The organism is Vibrio sp. GLN_1, assembly GCF_043106015.1.
Lineage (GTDB): Bacteria > Pseudomonadota > Gammaproteobacteria > Enterobacterales > Vibrionaceae > Vibrio > Vibrio parahaemolyticus.
Genome location: NZ_JBICMD010000017.1, coordinates 319,907 through 338,303, shown reverse-complemented (window position 1 = coordinate 338,303; position 18,397 = coordinate 319,907). Strand labels below are relative to the sequence as shown.

Annotated in this window: 16 protein-coding genes; 14 read left to right on the top strand and 2 right to left on the bottom strand. The window is 35.3% G+C overall.

Going from position 1 to position 18,397, the window contains the following annotated elements; all coding sequences use genetic code 11:
* Positions 1–2 precede the first annotated feature (2 nt).
* The 5 genes from ACF8OV_RS09925 to ACF8OV_RS09905 all read left to right on the top strand — a co-directional run bounded on the left by ACF8OV_RS09925 (position 3) and on the right by ACF8OV_RS09905 (position 4,814).
* On the top strand, positions 3–1,109 hold the full coding sequence (locus ACF8OV_RS09925) for an EpsG family protein (RefSeq protein ID WP_005428117.1): 1,107 nt from the start codon (positions 3–5) through the stop codon (positions 1,107–1,109).
* Between the two features lies 1 nt (position 1,110).
* Complete coding sequence (locus tag ACF8OV_RS09920) at positions 1,111–2,103, top strand: glycosyltransferase family 2 protein (RefSeq protein WP_097371452.1); 993 nt, start codon at positions 1,111–1,113, stop codon at positions 2,101–2,103.
* The gene (locus ACF8OV_RS09915; protein WP_005428152.1) at positions 2,100–2,504 is read left to right on the top strand and encodes a serine O-acetyltransferase; all 405 of its coding nucleotides are present in this window, start codon (positions 2,100–2,102) and stop codon (positions 2,502–2,504) included. The genes ACF8OV_RS09920 and ACF8OV_RS09915 overlap by 4 nt, the downstream gene beginning before the upstream one ends.
* A gap of 22 nt (positions 2,505–2,526) precedes the next feature.
* Positions 2,527–3,789, top strand: coding sequence for a hypothetical protein (locus ACF8OV_RS09910; protein WP_203504538.1), 1,263 nt, complete (start codon positions 2,527–2,529; stop codon positions 3,787–3,789).
* 101 nt (positions 3,790–3,890) lie between these two features.
* Positions 3,891–4,814 carry an SIS domain-containing protein gene (locus ACF8OV_RS09905; RefSeq protein WP_025500302.1) on the top strand — a complete coding sequence of 308 codons (924 nt, stop codon included), beginning with the start codon at positions 3,891–3,893 and terminating at the stop codon, positions 4,812–4,814.
* 768 nt (positions 4,815–5,582) lie between these two features.
* Here the strand turns inward: ACF8OV_RS09905 and ACF8OV_RS09900 are convergent.
* Together ACF8OV_RS09900 and ACF8OV_RS09895 are read right to left on the bottom strand one after the other, a co-directional pair.
* Positions 5,583–6,590: a sugar transferase gene (locus ACF8OV_RS09900; protein WP_025500303.1), complete on the bottom strand. Its 1,008-nt coding sequence runs from the start codon at positions 6,588–6,590 to the stop codon at positions 5,583–5,585.
* Between the two features lie 239 nt (positions 6,591–6,829).
* Entirely contained in the window at positions 6,830–8,146 is a 1,317-nt protein-coding gene (locus ACF8OV_RS09895; protein WP_203504540.1) for an MBL fold metallo-hydrolase, read from the bottom strand.
* A gap of 1,153 nt (positions 8,147–9,299) precedes the next feature.
* On the opposite strand from ACF8OV_RS09895, the gene wecA reads away from it, so the two are divergent.
* The 9 genes from wecA (at position 9,300) to ACF8OV_RS09850 (ending at position 18,334) form a co-directional block, all read left to right on the top strand.
* On the top strand, positions 9,300–10,382 hold the full coding sequence (gene wecA, locus ACF8OV_RS09890; RefSeq protein WP_262662323.1) for a UDP-N-acetylglucosamine--undecaprenyl-phosphate N-acetylglucosaminephosphotransferase: 1,083 nt from the start codon (positions 9,300–9,302) through the stop codon (positions 10,380–10,382).
* A 59-nt stretch (positions 10,383–10,441) separates the two neighbouring features.
* A complete protein-coding gene (locus tag ACF8OV_RS09885) occupies positions 10,442–11,725 on the top strand; it encodes a UDP-N-acetylglucosamine 1-carboxyvinyltransferase (RefSeq protein WP_153645878.1) in 1,284 nt (427 codons plus the stop codon).
* A 122-nt stretch (positions 11,726–11,847) separates the two neighbouring features.
* Positions 11,848–12,789: a UDP-N-acetylmuramate dehydrogenase gene (gene murB, locus ACF8OV_RS09880; protein WP_392404356.1), complete on the top strand. Its 942-nt coding sequence runs from the start codon at positions 11,848–11,850 to the stop codon at positions 12,787–12,789.
* A 2-nt stretch (positions 12,790–12,791) separates the two neighbouring features.
* Positions 12,792–14,057 carry an oligosaccharide flippase family protein gene (locus ACF8OV_RS09875; protein WP_153645877.1) on the top strand — a complete coding sequence of 422 codons (1,266 nt, stop codon included), beginning with the start codon at positions 12,792–12,794 and terminating at the stop codon, positions 14,055–14,057.
* 30 nt (positions 14,058–14,087) lie between these two features.
* The gene (gene pssD, locus ACF8OV_RS09870; RefSeq protein ID WP_392404355.1) at positions 14,088–14,573 is read left to right on the top strand and encodes a PssD/Cps14F family polysaccharide biosynthesis glycosyltransferase; all 486 of its coding nucleotides are present in this window, start codon (positions 14,088–14,090) and stop codon (positions 14,571–14,573) included.
* Positions 14,560–15,030: a PssE/Cps14G family polysaccharide biosynthesis glycosyltransferase gene (pssE, locus tag ACF8OV_RS09865; protein ID WP_194831719.1), complete on the top strand. Its 471-nt coding sequence runs from the start codon at positions 14,560–14,562 to the stop codon at positions 15,028–15,030. Before pssD ends, pssE begins: the two co-directional genes overlap by 14 nt.
* Entirely contained in the window at positions 15,031–15,996 is a 966-nt protein-coding gene (locus ACF8OV_RS09860) for a glycosyltransferase family 4 protein (protein WP_392404354.1), read from the top strand.
* Positions 15,990–17,123 (top strand): hypothetical protein, encoded by a 1,134-nt coding sequence (locus ACF8OV_RS09855; protein WP_153645874.1) that lies wholly within the window; start codon positions 15,990–15,992, stop codon positions 17,121–17,123. The genes ACF8OV_RS09860 and ACF8OV_RS09855 overlap by 7 nt, the downstream gene beginning before the upstream one ends.
* Positions 17,120–18,334 carry an O-antigen ligase family protein gene (locus tag ACF8OV_RS09850; protein ID WP_392404353.1) on the top strand — a complete coding sequence of 405 codons (1,215 nt, stop codon included), beginning with the start codon at positions 17,120–17,122 and terminating at the stop codon, positions 18,332–18,334. Before ACF8OV_RS09855 ends, ACF8OV_RS09850 begins: the two co-directional genes overlap by 4 nt.
* Positions 18,335–18,397 lie beyond the last annotated feature (63 nt).

Sequence of the window (18,397 nt, the reverse complement as noted above, 5' to 3'; positions counted from 1 at the left end):
CTATGCTTTTTTGGCTTGTATTAATATTATTTACCACATTTATACCAATATTAAGAAGAGAAAACTATCTCTTAGTCATATCTTGGGTTATTTTGACTCTATTTTCTGCACTTAGATATCATGTAGGTCCAGATTTTATCCAGTATGAATATATTTATTCAACATTAACAAGTGGCGGTACAACTGCAAAAGAGGTTGGGTATTACTTTATAGTAATGTTCAGTGATTTTATTGGTGGTAATGCTCAAACTGTATTTATTATATTTTCGATAATTATATCTACATTTTTTTATCTTTTCATTTCACGAAGTTCTAATTTTTTTGAGGAAAACTCAAGGTACGAATATAAGTATCTTATGTTGCTCTTCTTTATAGCATTTTATTATTTCCAATCGATGAACCAAATTAGGCAATTTGCTGCAATCGCTGTGTCACTTTTTGCCTTGCTCTGCTTTGTAAATAAGAAGATTTTGTTATCGGTTATTCTCATTTTCTTTGCTTCTTCATTTCATGTTAGCGCCTTACTTTTACTTGGGTTGCTACCATTCATGACAATAAAAATGAGTCATAAAGCACTAATTATTTTGCTGGTTTCTATAGCTTTTATTGAACCTATAAATCTAATTAAATCAATATATATTGACCTAAAGTTACCATATTATGGATATTTGGCATATGTAGAGTTTGCCAATGAAACCTCAATGGTTGGAAGATTGAGCACCTATATTAGTTCTATCGTTATTGTTACGATGTTGAGTTTTCTTAATATACCTAACAAAAGAATGGAAACGGTTTTTAAGAATGCGATTGTTCTTTATATTACTTTTAGATTGATGGCTTTGGATTTCGAACAAATAAATAGGATAGCTAACTACTTTAAACCGTTTGTTTTCGTCATGTTCTCAATATTAGTTTTGGAACTATTTAATAAGTATATATACAAAAGAATGGCATTAAGTGCGTTCTTCTTTATGCTTCTGACCTTTTCTTCTGCTATATATATATATCGTTCTTCAAGCGATATATCATATAGCCATTACACATTAAATTATTGTATTTTGTCGGATTCAGTATGTCCGATCGTCATATCAGAAAACCTATGGAAATAACATGAATTCAAAAGAGCCTTTAATCTCGGTTATCGTCCCTGTTTATAATGTAGAAAAATATATTATTAAATGTTTAAACTCTCTTGTAAATCAGACGTATAGTAACTTTGAAGTCATAGTTGTAGATGATGAAAGTCCCGATGATTCAATTAAAATTGCAAAAGCAGCATTCTCCGAAGATTCTAGGTTTATATTTGTAAGTAAGAGCAATGGTGGTTTAAGTTGTGCCAGAAACTTTGGAGTTAAATATTCCAAGGGTGAGTATATCTCATTTTTAGATAGTGACGATTACTTCGACGAAACGTTCCTAGAAGTAATGATTAATACATTAATGGATAATAACGCTGATATTTCTGTATGCGCAATGTCACTAGTTGATGAGTGTTATGACGAACTAGAGGTGAGAGGCCCAAGAGAAAATGAAGTCATTACGGGTTTCGAGGCGTTCCGCAACAATCTTTTAATGCATACAATTGCGTCTGGTGCACAAAACAAACTATACAAACGCGAACACATCATTAACTATCCCTATCCTCTAGGTCTATATTATGAAGATCGCGCGACAACATATAAGATGTTTCTGGACTCTTCTAAAGTATGCTTGATTAACAAACCCCTTTTTTATTACCTGCAGCGAGAAGGCTCTATTATGAAAGGTCTTTCTGAAAAGAGTGTCACAGATAGGTTTATCGTTCATGATTCAATAGTTTCTGAATTAGAGAAGAGAAGTTTACTTAAGGATAACTTAAATTATCTCAATGTTTGTTATATTTTAAACGTGATTGTAGCAGGTAGTCATCAGATTGCCATTTATTCAAAAAATTACAAGAAAGATATCTCGAACCTCTTCGGTAGAATTGACTTTAACGTATTAACCATTTCTAGTTTGAGTCTAATGTATAAATATCATAAAAAGAAATTTTTTGCACTTATCGTCTTGTTAGTATCTAAAAGACTGTTTAAAACATTTTGTCAAAGTGGGAAAAGAAAATGATAAAAGCAATCTACAAAGTGATTAATCCCTCGGAGCAACTAGTATTCTTTTATCGTTTATATTCTTGGCTTTATAATACGAGAATTACACGACCTTTATCATATTTACTCTATATGATTGTTCGCATTGTATATTCTTCAGATATCCATCCTGCATCAAAAATTGGAAAAGGGCTTAGTATTAGACATCATTTTGGTATAGTGATTGGAAAAAATGCGGTGATCGGCAACGATGTGATTATTTATAATGATGTAAGCATAGGACAACTTAACGTTGATGACAGCTGCATGCCTGTTATTGGTAGTAATTCAATTATATATAAAGGTGCAGTGATTGTCGGAAATGTAACTTTGCCCGAAAATACAATCATTAGTGCAAACAAGTTGGTTAAGCCAAGCTAATTAGTTTTAATTGAGATTAAAGATGCGAAAAATAGTTTGTTTTGATCCTCCTTATAGTCATTATTTTAACGACTTAACATTGTCTATTGAAAAGTGCTTGGGACAGCGTTTAGAAAAAGAATGTGTCACATTCAATAGCGCAAATAAATTATACTTGCCTAACTTTTCTCTGTTCAAACCAAAACTCGGTAAATCTAGTGATAAAGATCTTTATCGCTATGATTTTGTTACAAAGATTCCAAGCCTGAGTAATGTTAATGGTGAAGTTACTTGTAATGAGCTCGCTCGCAAGCACATCGAAGTATATATTTCGATTGAAAAATACATAAAGAATAATCTAAATGCAATTTATCTTATTTACAATGATTTACGCTGGAATCACGCTTTTGCTATAGATATTTTAAAGAAAAATAATTGTACATTTTTCGTTTTTGAAAGAGGTGTTTTTAGGCCGTATTCAACGACAATGGATACAATAGGTGTAAACGCGAATTCAAAGTTGAGAAATACTCGTGTAACAGAGATTTGTTCAGAAAAGTTTGAAACTTTAGATCGTGTATTTTTTAAAAATAGGGTTGAAAGAACGGTTAAGTTTAATTTCGTAAAGTATTTTATTGCGTCAAAGTTTGCAGCCGCGCTACAACCAAAAAGTGTGAAGGCTGTAGCTAAAAGTCGTTACCGAAAAAATTTAAAAGATTATGTTAAGTTACAATTCTCTAGCAGTAAGGTGAAATCTAAAAATCAAAATGATATAAAACTTGATTTAGCAGACATAACCTATGTATTTGTTCCACTGCAACTTTCAAACGATACCCAAACACTAATAAATTCTGATTTTTCTAGTACGCAAGAATTTATCAATAAAATTGTAGAGGATTTTCGCGCTTCAAAATTATATGGTGAGGCTGAGCTTGTCTTTAAGCAACACCCTTTAGATACTTCCCTCTATAATTTCCCCAATGATGTTCTTGTGAGCAGTTTGCCTACAGAACAGCTTATTGAGCATTGCGAATTCTGTATAACGATAAATTCAACAGTTGGTTTTGAAGCTTTATTTAAAAAGAGAGTTCTTTGTCTGGGAAGATCATTTTATACAGAGCACGGCTTTGTTGGCTATGTCGATAAGCATATGAATGCCATTGATGCCAACTTCGAACAGCGTTGTGCAAAGAATTACAAGTACTTTGTGCTTGATAACTATCAAGTACCTGGCTCAATCTTCAACTATACGGGTGAAGATTTAGAGTATACAGCAAATAAAATCCTAACGTTATCTAACATCTAGTATGTGATATTTACTATGACTGATGACGTATAGTCGTCATCTATAAAAGATGACCCGGAATAGAAAATAACTCAACTAAATACCTTAAATGGAAAAATACAATGAATGCCATCAACGTTGCACAAGAAGTCATTGATATCGAAGTTAATGGTCTTCTTTATATGAAAGATAGAATTGGAAATGAATTTGAGCTCGCTGTTAGTAAAATCCAAGATACAACGGGTCGAGTGATCATATGTGGTATGGGCAAGTCCGGAATTATAGGTAAAAAAATAGCAGCTTCTTTTGCTAGTACGGGAACTCCGAGTTTCTTCATGCATCCAGGAGAGGCGTTCCACGGTGATTTGGGCATGGTAAAGCCAGAAGATATCTTTGTTGCTATCTCAAATTCCGGCGAGACAGATGAAGTTCTTAAACTCCTCCCTTTCCTCAAAGACAACCAGAACTACATTATTGCAATTACAGGAAAAAGAGAGTCAACGTTAGCTAAAAATGCCCACTGTCATTTGGATATTGCGGTACCGAAAGAAGCTTGTCCTCATCAATTAGCACCGACTGCGTCGACAACTGCAACGCTAGTTATGGGAGATGCACTTACGGTTGCTTTGATGGATGCTAGAGGTTTCTCTCCTGAAAGCTTTGCACGATTCCATCCAGGAGGAAGTCTAGGGCGTCGTCTTCTGTCAAAAGTACGTGATGAAATGCACTGTAAATTACCTATAGTTTCTACTGATGCAAGTTTCACTGATGTAGTTTCTGCTATCACTGAAGGTGCTTTAGGTTTGGCATTAATACAGACTGGTAGTACTTGGGAAATTATTACTGATGGAGATGTAAGGCGAGCCATGGAATCAAAACGTAAAGATGTTTTTGATCTAACTGCTTCTGATATATCTTCTAAGAGCCCAGCCGTAGTGTCCGCGAATGCAAACATTCAACTTGCCCTAGAAATGATGGAGCATAAGAGAATTACGTCATTGTTGGTTGAAGATGAGGGAATGGTTGTCGGTATTCTAAAAAAATGATCCTTCCAAGAGTGGGTTTAGTCGTTTTACTTCCAGTGCTCGATGTACCACATTAGGTATATTGACTTTTAAATACGCATGTCGGGAATCTTGCTTACAAGTCTACATACAAGAGATCTATAACCACCACTTTTGTTTATACTTAACCTCTCGGTTTTGTTGATAAGAACTCAATGTACAATCTGTTCACTACTTCCTCTATAGACATAGTTGCTGTACAAGTCCCTCTGCTTTGTGGAGGGCTTGAGAGGGTTTCAAATGGCGTCTTAAATCATCACCACTCTCTAAATAGATATGGCTATCCTTACTACAGTGGTTTTAAAAAAGCTAATATCGAGAACATTAGTTTTTAAGTGTAAAAGTGTTAGTACTTAGGTAATCTTATAAAGACTATATAGATTTGTAAACTTAGTTTTAGTCAAACATATTATAGATGCCTCTTAGAGGTTTGCTATTAAGTGTTCTTTACTCATTGACTTCGTAATACTCACCAACTCTATAGTTGAAAATTGTCAATTTTTTAGAACTGGTCAATATAAATAAAAAGCCATATTAGTTAAGGTAGCTTTTTACTTTCAGTCTCAACTACCTATTTTAGTAGGTGATTTTCCTTCGCTAGGTTATTGTCAGCAGAACCTTCTTTTGATTTTTAAGACGTTAAACAACATCAGTAGATACATTACAGTTTTTGTGTGAGAACTAGTGATAATTACAATAGTGCTAAATCGCGCTATTGTAATCCTCCTCTTTTTTTTAGAGTGTGACAATTTACCTACCCATCCCAAACAACACTGTTTTAACCGTAAGGAAAAGAATCTTCACTTCCATCATCCAGTTTTGATGTTTGATGTAGTAAATATCGTATTTATGCTTCCAGATGGCATCTTCTACTGATGCACCATAAGGGTATTTTACTTGGGCTAGGCCAGTTACCCCAGGTTTCACTGCGTGACGAAAGCGGTAGTAAGGAATAGCTTTTTCCAATTCAGAGATGAACACCTCGCGTTCTGGGCGTGGGCCAACCATCGACATCTCTCCCTTTAGTACATTGATTAACTGAGGGAGCTCATCTATGCGAGTCTTACGAATAAAACAGCCAACTTTCGTTACGCGCGCGTCATTTTTAGTTGCCCATTGGGCACCATTCTTTTCCGCATCGTTTCGCATCGAGCGAAACTTAATCACTTCAAACTCTTCATTATATTGGCCAGTACGACGCTGCTTAAAGAATACCGGGCCTGGTGACTCAAGCTTAATAAGCAGTGCCGTAATAAGCCCTACTGGGATAGCAACCCACGAGAGCATAAAAACAAACAATAGATCAATAAAGCGCTTTTGCCAGCTGTTCTTACGATTAGAGAGGATAGAAAAAGCTTTTTGGTGTAAGAAGTAGCCGCTATGCAAGAGCTCAGTTTCAGTGTAGCCAAGTGAACGATCAAAGTAGCTCACTAAAGGCTCAACCCAAGCACCTAACTCTGTCGCAGCTACAAGAAACGCTTGCTGCTCAGAGTTTAGGTGTGAGCTTTTGAAGTGGCAAAGCGTTTTACTCTTGAAATCCCTAAGGGCATAGTTATTAACTTGAGCGTTAATCTCAGGATGTCTCTTAAGTACCTGAGCAATCTTTGTTTCGTCTTCTTTTGGACAGTAGATATAAATACAAGCATCGGTTTCGCTTGCTGATAACTCGTCCAATGTTGATGTTATGCTGATAGAATTATTCTTAGCTAATTCAGTTGCTTCTCGTTCTTGAAGCGTGTCGCTCATACTGTCTGTCATAGTAATGGAATAAGTTGTTTTCGGCTAGCCAATTGCTTACAAGTCGGCGATTATAATTTAATTCGTATAGAAATTATATCCCTTAATCCAGAACATGCTTGTAACTTTGAGAATTTTCTTGAACCTGAGTCCTTACTTATGGCTTGTTTTTGAATCTTGACGTTACTATATCAATGAATTCGACAAACTATGTTTGCGATATATTATGTTGTCTCGAAATTAAATAATCATCTAATTCACTATAATACGCAGTTATATCCGAGGTTGATTAGTTGTTGATAAAGTGCTTTTTTCGAATCTTCCTCACCATGTATAAGGTGAACCTCCTTAGGAGGAGTGGGAATGGCAGTTACAAATTGTATTAAGTCGTTCATATCGGCATGTGCAGAGTAGCCTGACATCGTATGAACTTGAGCTTTCACTTTTACGCGTTTACCTTCAATCAATACACTTTCTGCTCCATCTTGGATACGCCGACCTAAAGTCCCTTCCGCTTGATAGCTGGCAAATAACACATCATTTCTCTTATCTGGCAGCAATGTTTCTAAATAATTGACGACACGTCCACCTTCACACATTCCTGAGGCCGCAACTACGATAGCAGCTTCTGCTGTGCTCGCGAGTCGATTCACGAGCTTTAAATGGTCAGTGTGGCTTTCGATAGTAATACATTGATCAAATGCAAGAGGATGTCGGTGATGCTCGAGCCGCTCTTTCGCTTCTGCTCCCCAAAGCTTTTTAAATTGGCGATAGGCATTAGTTACCTTTTTAGCCAAAGGAGAATCAAGAATAATAGGCAGTGAATCTTGCAAAGCGTGCTCATGAATGAGCTGTTCTATATCAAAGAGTAACTCTTGAGTTCTCCCGACGCTAAAAGCCGGTATAACAATTACGCCACCATCCTGAAGTGCATGCTCAATAATAGAAAGCAATCGCCTACTGCGAGACTCTACATCTTCGTGAACTTTATTGCCGTATGTCGACTCGATAAACAAATAGTCAGCTTTTTCAGGCGATACCGGATCCGGTAGGAGAGGCGTGTTACGAGGGCCCAAATCCCCTGAGAACACAACAACCTCATTGTTTGATAAACGAAACTCAACATATGCAGACCCTAAAATGTGTCCTGCTGGTTGAAAGCGAAGAGAGGCATGTTCTTCAATCTCTATCCATTGGGAATAAGGGCAAGGGCGAATAAGCGTTCGAATAAAATCGAGCACTTTTTCCCTTTGATGATGCCTCATGCCTAGTTGGAGCTTTAATCCATCTTCTAACATAAGCGGTACGAGCTCAGCGGAGGCTTCCGTACAGTAAATAGGCCCCTTATAGCCAGCAGCCAATAACCAAGGTAGCCGACCAACATGATCGATATGAGAATGGGTTAGAACAACCGCTTTGAGATCAGAGATAGAAAAGTCGATATTCAAACGCTGCTGCTGAGCATTATCTTCACCTTGTAGCAAACCACAGTCGATCAGCACACTTCCATTCTGTAATACGAGCTCGTGACAAGAGCCAGTAACCGTATTTTTCCCACCGTGGTGTAGTACTTTCATAACAAAACGACGCTTTTACCTTTGCTAGCTTACGCTTGCGAGTATCTATTTTACACATAGCCAAACCTCACAATTTGGCAGCGATTCGGTAAATCGCTCAGTAGAGTAGATAGGGTAAGCAGGCAGATAGTGAATAAGTGAGCGTATTGTAGGCAAGCAAAATAGGAGAAAGAAAATGGCAAAACTGAAAGTTTAGAGAGACTTAGATATTCGTCATAAATTTGACTGTGTTAAGTTGCAACTGCTTGTGATGCAATTCATGTTATTGCAATTATTTGCATTTAAGCTTTTGGAATCAACGTCACTGGCTGCTTAGTCCTAACTGCGTAAATGGGCGTCTGATAATTATAACTTTATAAAACCGACACATTTCTGACGCTTTAAGTGTCAGGAAAGAGCTATTTTTTTGTAAGCTTTTCGATGGAATGGCTTTTCGTTGCAACGAGTTTACTATACAATTCGTCACCAGATCGGAGATGCAACCGATTAAATCGTGAACATTTCAATTGCCTCTAGGAGCCAGACCTAGGGGCGGTAGCGTGCCCGAAGTCGTTATAACTCCGAGGTTTCTAAAGCTAAGTATCTGAAAAGTGAAATAACTTTTAATAATAATAAGCATCTAAATGCATTTCTGGCAAGATTGATTTATAAAAAACGAGAACTATTACAAATTTATGTAATTCCCTTTTGTCAGAGGGACGCTCAAAGCTAACAAAGTGGCGAGCAAATGTTGGTTAGGCATAGGTTACAATTTAAATCTCCATTTCTCATACCTATCAAAACCAAATACTAGGTTTATAGAAGTACTTAACTACCGGTCCTAACCGTCAGTTAGTATGTTCAGCTTTGTATTTGGCCTGCCTATAAAAGGCTGAGAACCGATGACCGTCACGAGCTAGTGTCGGTGGAACTCAGTTACTTACATATTCAATATTAGAAATTAGCGTTTGCAATGCGTTACAACCCACGTTGGCTAATGTGGTTTTGTCACGCCCAAAAATCACCTGCTCATTCTTAGAGTTCGGCGTGTCTAGATACGAGCGAAGCAAGAATCAGCAGTATCGGACCTGTGATGCAATGGAATCCGTAAAGGAAATCAGTCGGATGCGTTATAGATTTACCTCAAACTTATTTAATAACACAGTTGGCTATCATGAATAATGCATATTTATTTGTATTTATTTTGTCGTTCGTTCTACTTTTTGTTATGCGCAAAGTTGCTAAGCGCGTAGGTCTAGTAGATAAACCCAATGCAAGAAAGCTCCACCAAGGAGTAGTACCCCTTGTGGGAGGTATTTCCATTTTCTCTACTATACTGGTTGGGTTCCTTCTGTTCCTACCAATGAATGACAACCTATCACTCTACTTATCTTGTTCGGCTGTGCTTATAGTGCTCGGCGCATTAGATGACTACTACGATGTAAGTTTCAAAATTCGTCTTATTATCCAAGCCGGAATATCCCTTGCGATGATTTACATTGGAGGCCACAGCTTACACGATTTAGGCTACTTAATGGGGAGCGAAACCATTGCCCTTAATGAAGTCGCTGGCGCAGTGATCACCGTTATTGCGGTAATAGGCGCAATTAACGCATTTAATATGGTTGATGGCATAGACGGCTTGCTGGGCGGGTTAGCCTCTGTCACCTTTACAGCATTGGGTATTGTATTTGCCTACAACGGAAACGAATATTTAGCCACAATCTGTTTAATGATCGTGACTGCGATGCTTCCTTACATCTTCCTGAACTTAGGTTTTCCACTAGGTCGTCGCTTTAAGATCTTCATGGGTGATGCAGGCAGTATGTTTATCGGCTTTACCGTGGTCTGGATGCTGATTCGCGGCACGCAAGAACCAGGAGCGGTAGCCTTCAAGCCAGTCACAGCACTGTGGTTGATAGCTTTACCCTTGATGGACATGGCAACCATTATGATCCGTCGTATTCGTAAAGGTCAGTCCCCATTCCAACCAGACAGAGAACATCTACACCATATTTGTCAGCGTATTGGGCTTTCTCCAGGTGCAACGTTAATTTTCATCTGTTCGATGGCATCAATTTGTGCTGCGGTAGGCTTATGGGCTGATTTTACTAATGTAAGTGAATCAATAATGTTTATTACTTTTTTGGTTCTATTTGGCTGCTATTTCTTTTTAATCTCTCATATTTGGAAGTTCTTAACATATTTTAATAAAGTGTTTAATAAAAACCTCCATATAAGAACGGAACTAAAGTAACGGTTTGATTTTAGGCTAGCGTTATTATTATTTTATAATTTAATTTTTGGAAAATTGAGATGACTTTATATAAAGATATACTTGAAGTTGAGGGTGGACAGGTTCCTAAAGGTATTGTAACTGTATCTGGAGCTAAAAATTCTGCTACACGTCTTCTAGCTGCTGCCACTATTTGTGACGAACCTGTGACTTTAACCGGGTATCCGACAAACTTAGTTGACTCAAAGCATAAAGAAAGATTCCTTAATAATAATGGCGTAAAGACTAAAATTAATGGAGACTCTCTATATATTAATTCTGAAGCTTATGAGCCACGTAAACTAGATGATTATTTCTACCCAATTCGAACAACATATCTGTTAGTTGCAGGACAACTCAAGCGATCTAGAAAAGCTTACATACCGTATCCTGGAGGATGTAATATAGGCGCGAGAAAATATGATGTACATATATCTATTTGGGAAGAGTTCGGTTGTAATGTCGAGGAAAAGGAAAATTGTATAGTTGTAACTGCTCCTGAAACGATAGAGTGTTGTCAATTCGAGTTTCCTATCTCGACTGTTGGAGGAACAGAAAACGCTCTCTTAATGGCTTCTATAGCCAAGGGCACCTCTGTATTATCTAATGCCTATATAACTCCGGAAATAGAAGATCTAATAGAGTTTTTAAAAAGAAGTGGTGTGGAAATAAATGTAATTGGACAAAGTTATATTAAAGTCACAGGCTGCAATTTATTAAAAGGGCATACTTATCACGTATTACCGGATAGGATAGAAGCATTAACATGGCTAGTATATGGTGCAATATCCGGAGGGGAGATTTTGATAAAAAATGTTCCTTTTTCCTCTATGGAAATTCCATTAATGTACCTTAAGAATGCTGGGGTCGATTTTTTTCAAAATAGCGATAGTATTTATATTGGTCCTTCTTGTATGGTGGATGGGCATGCTCATTCATTCGAAGTCGCATGTGGCACCCATCCTGGAATTATTTCGGATATGCAGCCTTTTTACGTGATGTTAGGGTTAATGTCTGTAGGTAAATCTAGAATTCATGATTATAGATATCCAGAGAGAATTAGCTACTTGTCTGAGTTACAGAAATTTATAAACTTAGAACTAGAGGCATCTGTTGGACAGATAACAACGAATGGCCCTGTGATATTTAATGCATCCGATGCTTCAGCAACTGACTTACGCGGTACTATGGCTGCGGTTTTAGCTGCATTATGTGCTCCTTCTGGAGTCTCCAGAATTACAGGAGTTTCAATGGCACTACGTGGATATAACGATCTCATTATTAAATTAGATGGTTTGGGTGTGAAAGTGAAATATTCTAAATGATTTCTTGTTCTTAGTTATTAAAAGTAAATATAAGTTTTCCCTTGACGGACTTTAACTGTTAAGGGGGAACTTAATAAGTTATCTTTCACATGGATTAGGTGTTGAGAGTTTTCTCATTAAAAATGAATATAAAAGAAAATGTTAGTCTTAGTTCTTTTTCTCATTGGAAAATTGGTGGTAAAGCAAAGTATTTATCAATAGTAAACAATGAAAAAGAAATTTTAGAAGCGATAGAGTTTGCTAAGGTGAGAAATTTACCTTGGTTAGTTGTTGGAAATACATCAAATTTATTGTTTTCGGATTCTGGATTTGATGGTGTCTTAATTAAACTAGATGGAAAGTTTAAAGATATAAGTCTTTCCAACGATGGGGTTATAAACATTGGATCTGCATGCTTTACCCCAACTACTGTAAGGAAATTAATTGCTAAAGGTTTTTCTGGATTGGAACACTTAATTGGCATACCTGCCTCATTTGGTGGAGTGATCTATATGAATGCTGGTAGCCAAAGAAAGTCTATTTCTAGTAATGTACTCTCGGTATTATCTATTGATGAAAGTGGAAATATTATAGAGAGAAGAGTAGATAAATGTGCTTTTGATTATAGAGAAAGCTGTTATCAGTCATTGAATGAAATTATATTAAGTTGTAAATTGAAGTTACAGCCTGGATGCAAAATCGAGTTGAGAAGGAAATGTCTCGAAATTCTTAAAGAAAGGCGAATGAAGTTTCCTCGTAAAGAGCCTAGTTGTGGTTCCGTATTTGTTAGTAATCCGAAAATGTATGAAACTATTGGTCCTCCAGGAAAAGTTATAGAAGATGTTGGTCTAAAAGGATATGAGTTTGGTGGAGCTCAGATTTCGGCCATGCACGCAAACTTCATAGTTAACCGAGGAAAAGCTAGTGCAATAGATGTCCTAACCTTAATTAACTTAGCATATAATGAAGTTTATCAGAAGACTGGATTCAGACTTAAGTCAGAAGCTATCTATATAACTAGAAGTGGAGAGCAATATAGAGCAGATATAGTTGCTAATAATCTAAAGAGATTTGTGGAGCTATAGTTATGGGCACCGATAGTTTTAGGAAAAGTATAGCTAGATTGATCGGTAGTTCGTTCCTTGCAAAAGTGATATCAATATCTTTAACTCCAATATTAACCAGACTGTACGAACCAGAAGATTTTGGAGTTTATACAGCAGCGATGTCAATCATGACAGTATGTGGAGGATTAATATCACTTCGGCTTTGTGATGCTATACCCATTGCAAAGTCCAAAAGACAAGCAAGAGGAATTACAGAGCTATCTATTTTAATTAGTTTTTTTTTGGCTCCAGTTTCATATTTTTTTGTTTCACCTTTCTATAATTCAAGTGAAGTCACGTTTAAATATATGGAAATATCAATTATCATATTTGGTGCTATATTGATTTCTGTATATGAAACTCTAACCTTTTACTCCGTTAGAAAGGCTGAATATAAAGTCATTTCCATAACTCAGCTGCAACAGTCAGTTGCTGGTGGAGGAGTTAAAGTACTAGGTGGCTTGATTGGAGCTGGCAGTATTGGCCTTATTTTCGGCTCTGCGTTTCAACAAGGCTTTGGCATAGTATATATGCTAAAAAAATATAAATTATTTAACAGTAGTTTAGATGTGTTTTGTCGAAAAAGACTGCTGTTAAATTATGCAATATTTAGGAAGTATAAAGAGTATCCTCGTTTTAGGTTACCATCTAGAACTGTTCTTGCTATATCTCAAGCATTACCAATAATATACTTTACGAAGGAATATGGTAATGAATCAGTAGGTTTTTTAGGGTTGGCAATGTCAATGATATCTATCCCTGCTACTATGATTATAGGCAATGTAAGAAAAGTTTATTACGGGGAAATATCTAAGATAGGACTGTCTGAATCACAAAGAATTATGTCTTTGACATTGAGTATAATAATGAAAATGCTAGGTTTAGCTATAGTTTTTTCATTGATTTTATTTTTGTTTGCGGAGCAAGCATTTTCCGTATTATTTGGTGATAATTGGATTGAGGCTGGGCTTTATTCTAAGGTTTTATCAATTCAAGTCGCAGCCAACTTTGTCGCTGGTCCAATTGTAGATGCATTTAATGTTATAGGTAAGGTAAGGTATTATTTCTATTTTAATCTCTTTAAACTGATACTTGTAGCTACTTCATTGTTTTTTTCATCTTTATTTTCTTTGTCTGAGATAGATACGCTGGTTTTCTTGTCTATATCAGTAGCATTATATTATATTATACAATCTATATGCATACTTACTCTTATTGGTCGGTTAGGATATAAAACTTATAGATAATCAGTAATTTTTATTCTTTGAGGTTTTGTTTTGGAAAAGAAAGGTCGAGTGATAGTTTGTTTTGGTAAAGGTGGACATGAAGCTCAAGCACTACGCCTCGTAAAAAAATTAAAAGAACGAGATGATAGACTAAAATTTTTTGCCTTTACTGATTCGGAAAACATTAGTGTTGATATTTTTGATAAATGTTATTTGGCTACTGAAGTTCGAGATAAATATGATGCGAAATTAATGAATATGATTAATGCATCTATAAAAAATATTAAAATTTCTTGGTATCTTGTTAGGAAAAATAATACAACAGGGATAATATCATGTGGTCCAGGTATCGCTGTTATCCCAGCTTTAGTCTTTAGGCTATTTGGGAAAAAAGTTATTCATATAGAAACATGGTCTAGATTTACAACTAAGTCAATGGCAGGTGGCTTGATGTACTATTTATCAACAGACTTTTATATTCAGAATGAATCATTATCTGAATTATACCCGAGGGCTAAATATTGTGGAAGGCTTTAACATATTTGTTACGGTAGGTACAACTCCATTTCCATCTTTGGTCGAACATTGTAAGGATATAATTGTTAGAAATAATTGGAAGGCTGTTATCCAGGCGCCGGGATATGATGCCAATAATAATGTTCAATCTATAGAGTTCAATTCTTTCGTTAGTGATATTAATGAACTATATAATACTGCGGACTTAGTGATTTGTCATGCTGGGGCTGGCACATGTTATAAGTTGGCCGAATTAGGAAAAAGATTTATTGTTGTACCTAACTTAGAGCGTTCAGATAAACATCAATTAGATTTGGCTGGATATTTTGATAAGAAAAATTATGCTGTGGTTTGTTATGACTTGTTAGAACTTAAAAGTGCTATTAATAAGGCTATGGCCAATTCTTGGAATCCTAGCAAATATAATAAAGAAGAGTTTTTCTCTACAGATGAAATTATTTCTAAATTGGTATGGTAAATGAAAATATTAGTAATAACTAACATGTATCCAGACTCAAGAGGAAATAAAGGTATATTTGTAAAGGAACAAGTTGAAAGCTTAATAAGGTTTCATGGTTTAAACGTTGATGTATTCAACTTGGATAAACCTAAATTTGGTTTTTTTAGAAAGTATATATTTAATATTTTTCCTCTTGTTAAAAAAATATTTAAATATAATCCTAGCATTATTCATATACACTATGGACTATCGTTTTTCCCTGTTTTACTTCTACTGCCAATTATTAAACTTAAAGGTATTAAAGTAATTGTTACATTTCATGGCTCAGATGTTTTAGGTGGTTCAAGCTTAGTAAAGCTAATCAGCCAGTTAGCGTTTTATCTTTCTAATAAATCAATTGCAGTTAGTGATGAATTAAACGGTGTTCTAACTAATAAGCTAACAGAAAGCTCAAATAAGCTTTCTGTTATACCATGTGGTGTAGATACTGATTTTTTCAATCCTAACAACAGGAACATACAAACTAACGAAAAAATTATTATATTTCCCAGTAGCCCTGATAGGCCTGAGAAGAACTTTGACTATTTTCTAGATGTATTTACTAATATATCAAAATCCCACAATGTTAAATATAGAGCACTTGAAAACTTGTCGAGGAAAGAAGTCAAGGAATTGTATAGTATTTCATCTTTAATGCTTCTCACATCGGATAGAGAAGGCTCACCACAAGTTGTTAAGGAGGCCTATGCATCCGGATTGCCTGTAATTAGCCGAAATGTAGGTGATGTCGAGAGGTTAAGCCATATTTGTACAGGAGTTTATGTGGTTAATTCAAAAGAAGAAATGATAATTAAGGTTGGTGAAGTATTAAAAGCTTATGAATTGGAAGGCATGAAAAGTGATGAGACAGAAAGTGTATTTTTAAACACTTATTCAAATAAGATAATATCTGGAAAAATAATGGAGTTATATAAACAATGTTGACATTTTTAGCTTTCACTATGGACCAGGGAATTGGAGGACACTATTATAGTTTAAAAGCTCTTTCTGAACAGTATGTTGACTCAAAGGTAGTAATCATTGGTCATACAAAACCAAGGGTGAAATATGATAATCTGACTTTTATATCAATAAGAGATAATGGATATTATGGTGCCTTTAGCTTATTATATAAAATAATAAATGTAAACGATACATTACATTGTTTTGATGAGCATTCATTTAGCTTTGCTAGAGTCGTATCTATCTTTAAAAATAATCCTTTAGTCCTTACTAAGTGTGGAGGTAAACCTTTACGTTACTATCCAAGGTGCTATTCTATATCAGTGTTTTCAAAAGAAGACCAAGAGCATTTTCATAATAAGAACGTTTCAAGTTATCTGATACCTAATAGAATCAATAGAAACGAAATTATGACTCTTGTTAATGGAAGAACGAAGGATAATTTGTTTTTCGAGCGTTCCTTTGAAAGAAGGGCAATATGCATTGCCCGAGTTGGAAGAAAGTATCGTAAAAAAATATTATCGGCAATTAATCTAAGTTATAAACTGAAAAAATTAGGATATGATCTTAGTGTAGATGTTGTTGGTGTATTGGAGGATGGGCATGTCTTAAGTGAATTAAAAGACTTATGTAATTATTTATCTATACAAGATCGAATATTTTTCCATACTGATAAAAAAGTTACGACGGATGCTGTACGCTGGTTACCTGATTTTGACTTTTCAATTGGTACAGGACGAGGTGCTATGGAAGCCATGTGCTTAGGTGTTCTCACACTAGCTCCAGTCTCCAACTTGGATATACCAATTTTTGTTGATGACAATACTTTTGGTTCTTTATTTGAAAAGAATTTCTCTGAAAGATCTGTTTCAACCCTCTCTGAGTCAGAAGCATTGACCAAGATATCTAATTTATTTACGAAGTCTGATTTTAATAAAGAGAGATTTTTCTATCAAAATATATTTAATGAATATTTTGATATATTGTCGGCACCAAAAAAATATGATGAAATATATTCAAAAGCTCAGCGGCAGAGTTTTTCTGGGATTGTTGATGTGTTTTGTAACTTCATTTACCTTAAGTATATAGAAAGGCAGAAGTTAAAATGACAACAGTTTTATGGGGTTTGCTCTCTCTTTTATGGTTATTAAAAACTATATTAGTATCATATGATTCTGTTGCGATTGGTATTATTGTTCCATTAATAATTGATATTCTTGTGATATTGTTTTTGGTTGGAGGTGACCATTTTAGAAACACGTTAAATAAAGGTGGGCTTTTTAAGGTTTTAATTTATTTAAACATTTTTTTAATTTTTTCTACTGCTATTGGTGTTATTCAAGGATATTCTTTACTTACGTCTGTTTCTACTTATATTAGGCTTGTTACTTGTCAATGTATATTTATATTCGGTTGCCTATCATACTCTATTCCCAGAGTTAGAAAATGGTTTTTTGTAGTCGTTTTTTTATCAGTATTTATACACTTAATTGCTGGTGCTCTTGGGCCTGTACTTGCTCTAGGAGCAGAAGAAATTGATGGTGTGGTAAGGTATTCCGGGTTGGCTGGGAAAATAAATATTTTGGCCAACTTTGCTCTATTTTTTGCTGTTTTATTTTATGTTTATTATGATTCATCAAAAAGTAATTTGACCCTGTTAGCATTCTTATTGTCTGTTTTTGTTGTGTTCGTTACAGGAACAGTAAAGAATGCTATTATTCTTATATTATTTATAAGTTACTTGTCTTTGGTAAAGTCTAATCGAAAAATCATTATCATTCCTTTATTTTTTGTTATTATTGTCCCTATCGGTATATATATATTTCAACATACTTCTATCTCCGCTAGAGTGTCTGAATTTGTGGAAACAGGAATAAGTATTAATATTGAACAAGGAGAAAAAGTAGGGAACTCTTTTAACTGGAGGTTGATGCATTGGCGGTTGCTATTGTCTGACTGGTTTAATGAACACTTCTGGTTTGGAACTGGTTTAGGGCATTATGTGGTTTTGGATGCTTTAACAACTCAATCTGGTATTACTTTTGACCCTCATAATGATTGGATTAAATTTTTGTTGGAGTTCGGCTTTTTGGGTTTTCTGTTTTTTATTTATTTCTTATGGGGATTACTACAGTTTACATTTTATCTTTCTAATAAAGATCCTCTATCGAAGGGTGTTTTTTACTCATTCTGTGCTAGTCTAATCGCCATGCTCTCTGCTAATGTGGTATATAGTTTACCTATATTTTATTATTTTTGGGCTTTATTAGGCTTTAGTTATTATAAGGGGTTAACTAATAACGAGGACAATTCCAACTAAGATGTATCATTAAAGCATATCATATGGTGATGCCAGTGTTTATATATGGCTAATGATTTAACC

What these genes read in the sequence shown, in the direction of transcription:
- wecA (WP_262662323.1), top strand. Translation starts at nt 9,300, where the DNA reads ATGAATAATGCATATTTATTTGTATTTATTTTGTCGTTCGTTCTACTT.
- murB (WP_392404356.1), top strand. Translation starts at nt 11,848, where the DNA reads ATGAATATAAAAGAAAATGTTAGTCTTAGTTCTTTTTCTCATTGGAAA.
- ACF8OV_RS09875 (WP_153645877.1), top strand. Translation starts at nt 12,792, where the DNA reads ATGGGCACCGATAGTTTTAGGAAAAGTATAGCTAGATTGATCGGTAGT.
- ACF8OV_RS09925 (WP_005428117.1), top strand. Translation starts at nt 3, where the DNA reads ATGCTTTTTTGGCTTGTATTAATATTATTTACCACATTTATACCAATA.
- ACF8OV_RS09920 (WP_097371452.1), top strand. Translation starts at nt 1,111, where the DNA reads ATGAATTCAAAAGAGCCTTTAATCTCGGTTATCGTCCCTGTTTATAAT.
- ACF8OV_RS09895 (WP_203504540.1), bottom strand. Translation starts at nt 8,146, where the DNA reads ATGAAAGTACTACACCACGGTGGGAAAAATACGGTTACTGGCTCTTGT.
- ACF8OV_RS09855 (WP_153645874.1), top strand. Translation starts at nt 15,990, where the DNA reads ATGTTGACATTTTTAGCTTTCACTATGGACCAGGGAATTGGAGGACAC.
- ACF8OV_RS09905 (WP_025500302.1), top strand. Translation starts at nt 3,891, where the DNA reads ATGAATGCCATCAACGTTGCACAAGAAGTCATTGATATCGAAGTTAAT.
- ACF8OV_RS09915 (WP_005428152.1), top strand. Translation starts at nt 2,100, where the DNA reads ATGATAAAAGCAATCTACAAAGTGATTAATCCCTCGGAGCAACTAGTA.
- ACF8OV_RS09850 (WP_392404353.1), top strand. Translation starts at nt 17,120, where the DNA reads ATGACAACAGTTTTATGGGGTTTGCTCTCTCTTTTATGGTTATTAAAA.
- ACF8OV_RS09900 (WP_025500303.1), bottom strand. Translation starts at nt 6,590, where the DNA reads ATGACAGACAGTATGAGCGACACGCTTCAAGAACGAGAAGCAACTGAA.
- ACF8OV_RS09910 (WP_203504538.1), top strand. Translation starts at nt 2,527, where the DNA reads ATGCGAAAAATAGTTTGTTTTGATCCTCCTTATAGTCATTATTTTAAC.
- ACF8OV_RS09860 (WP_392404354.1), top strand. Translation starts at nt 15,031, where the DNA reads ATGAAAATATTAGTAATAACTAACATGTATCCAGACTCAAGAGGAAAT.
- ACF8OV_RS09885 (WP_153645878.1), top strand. Translation starts at nt 10,442, where the DNA reads ATGACTTTATATAAAGATATACTTGAAGTTGAGGGTGGACAGGTTCCT.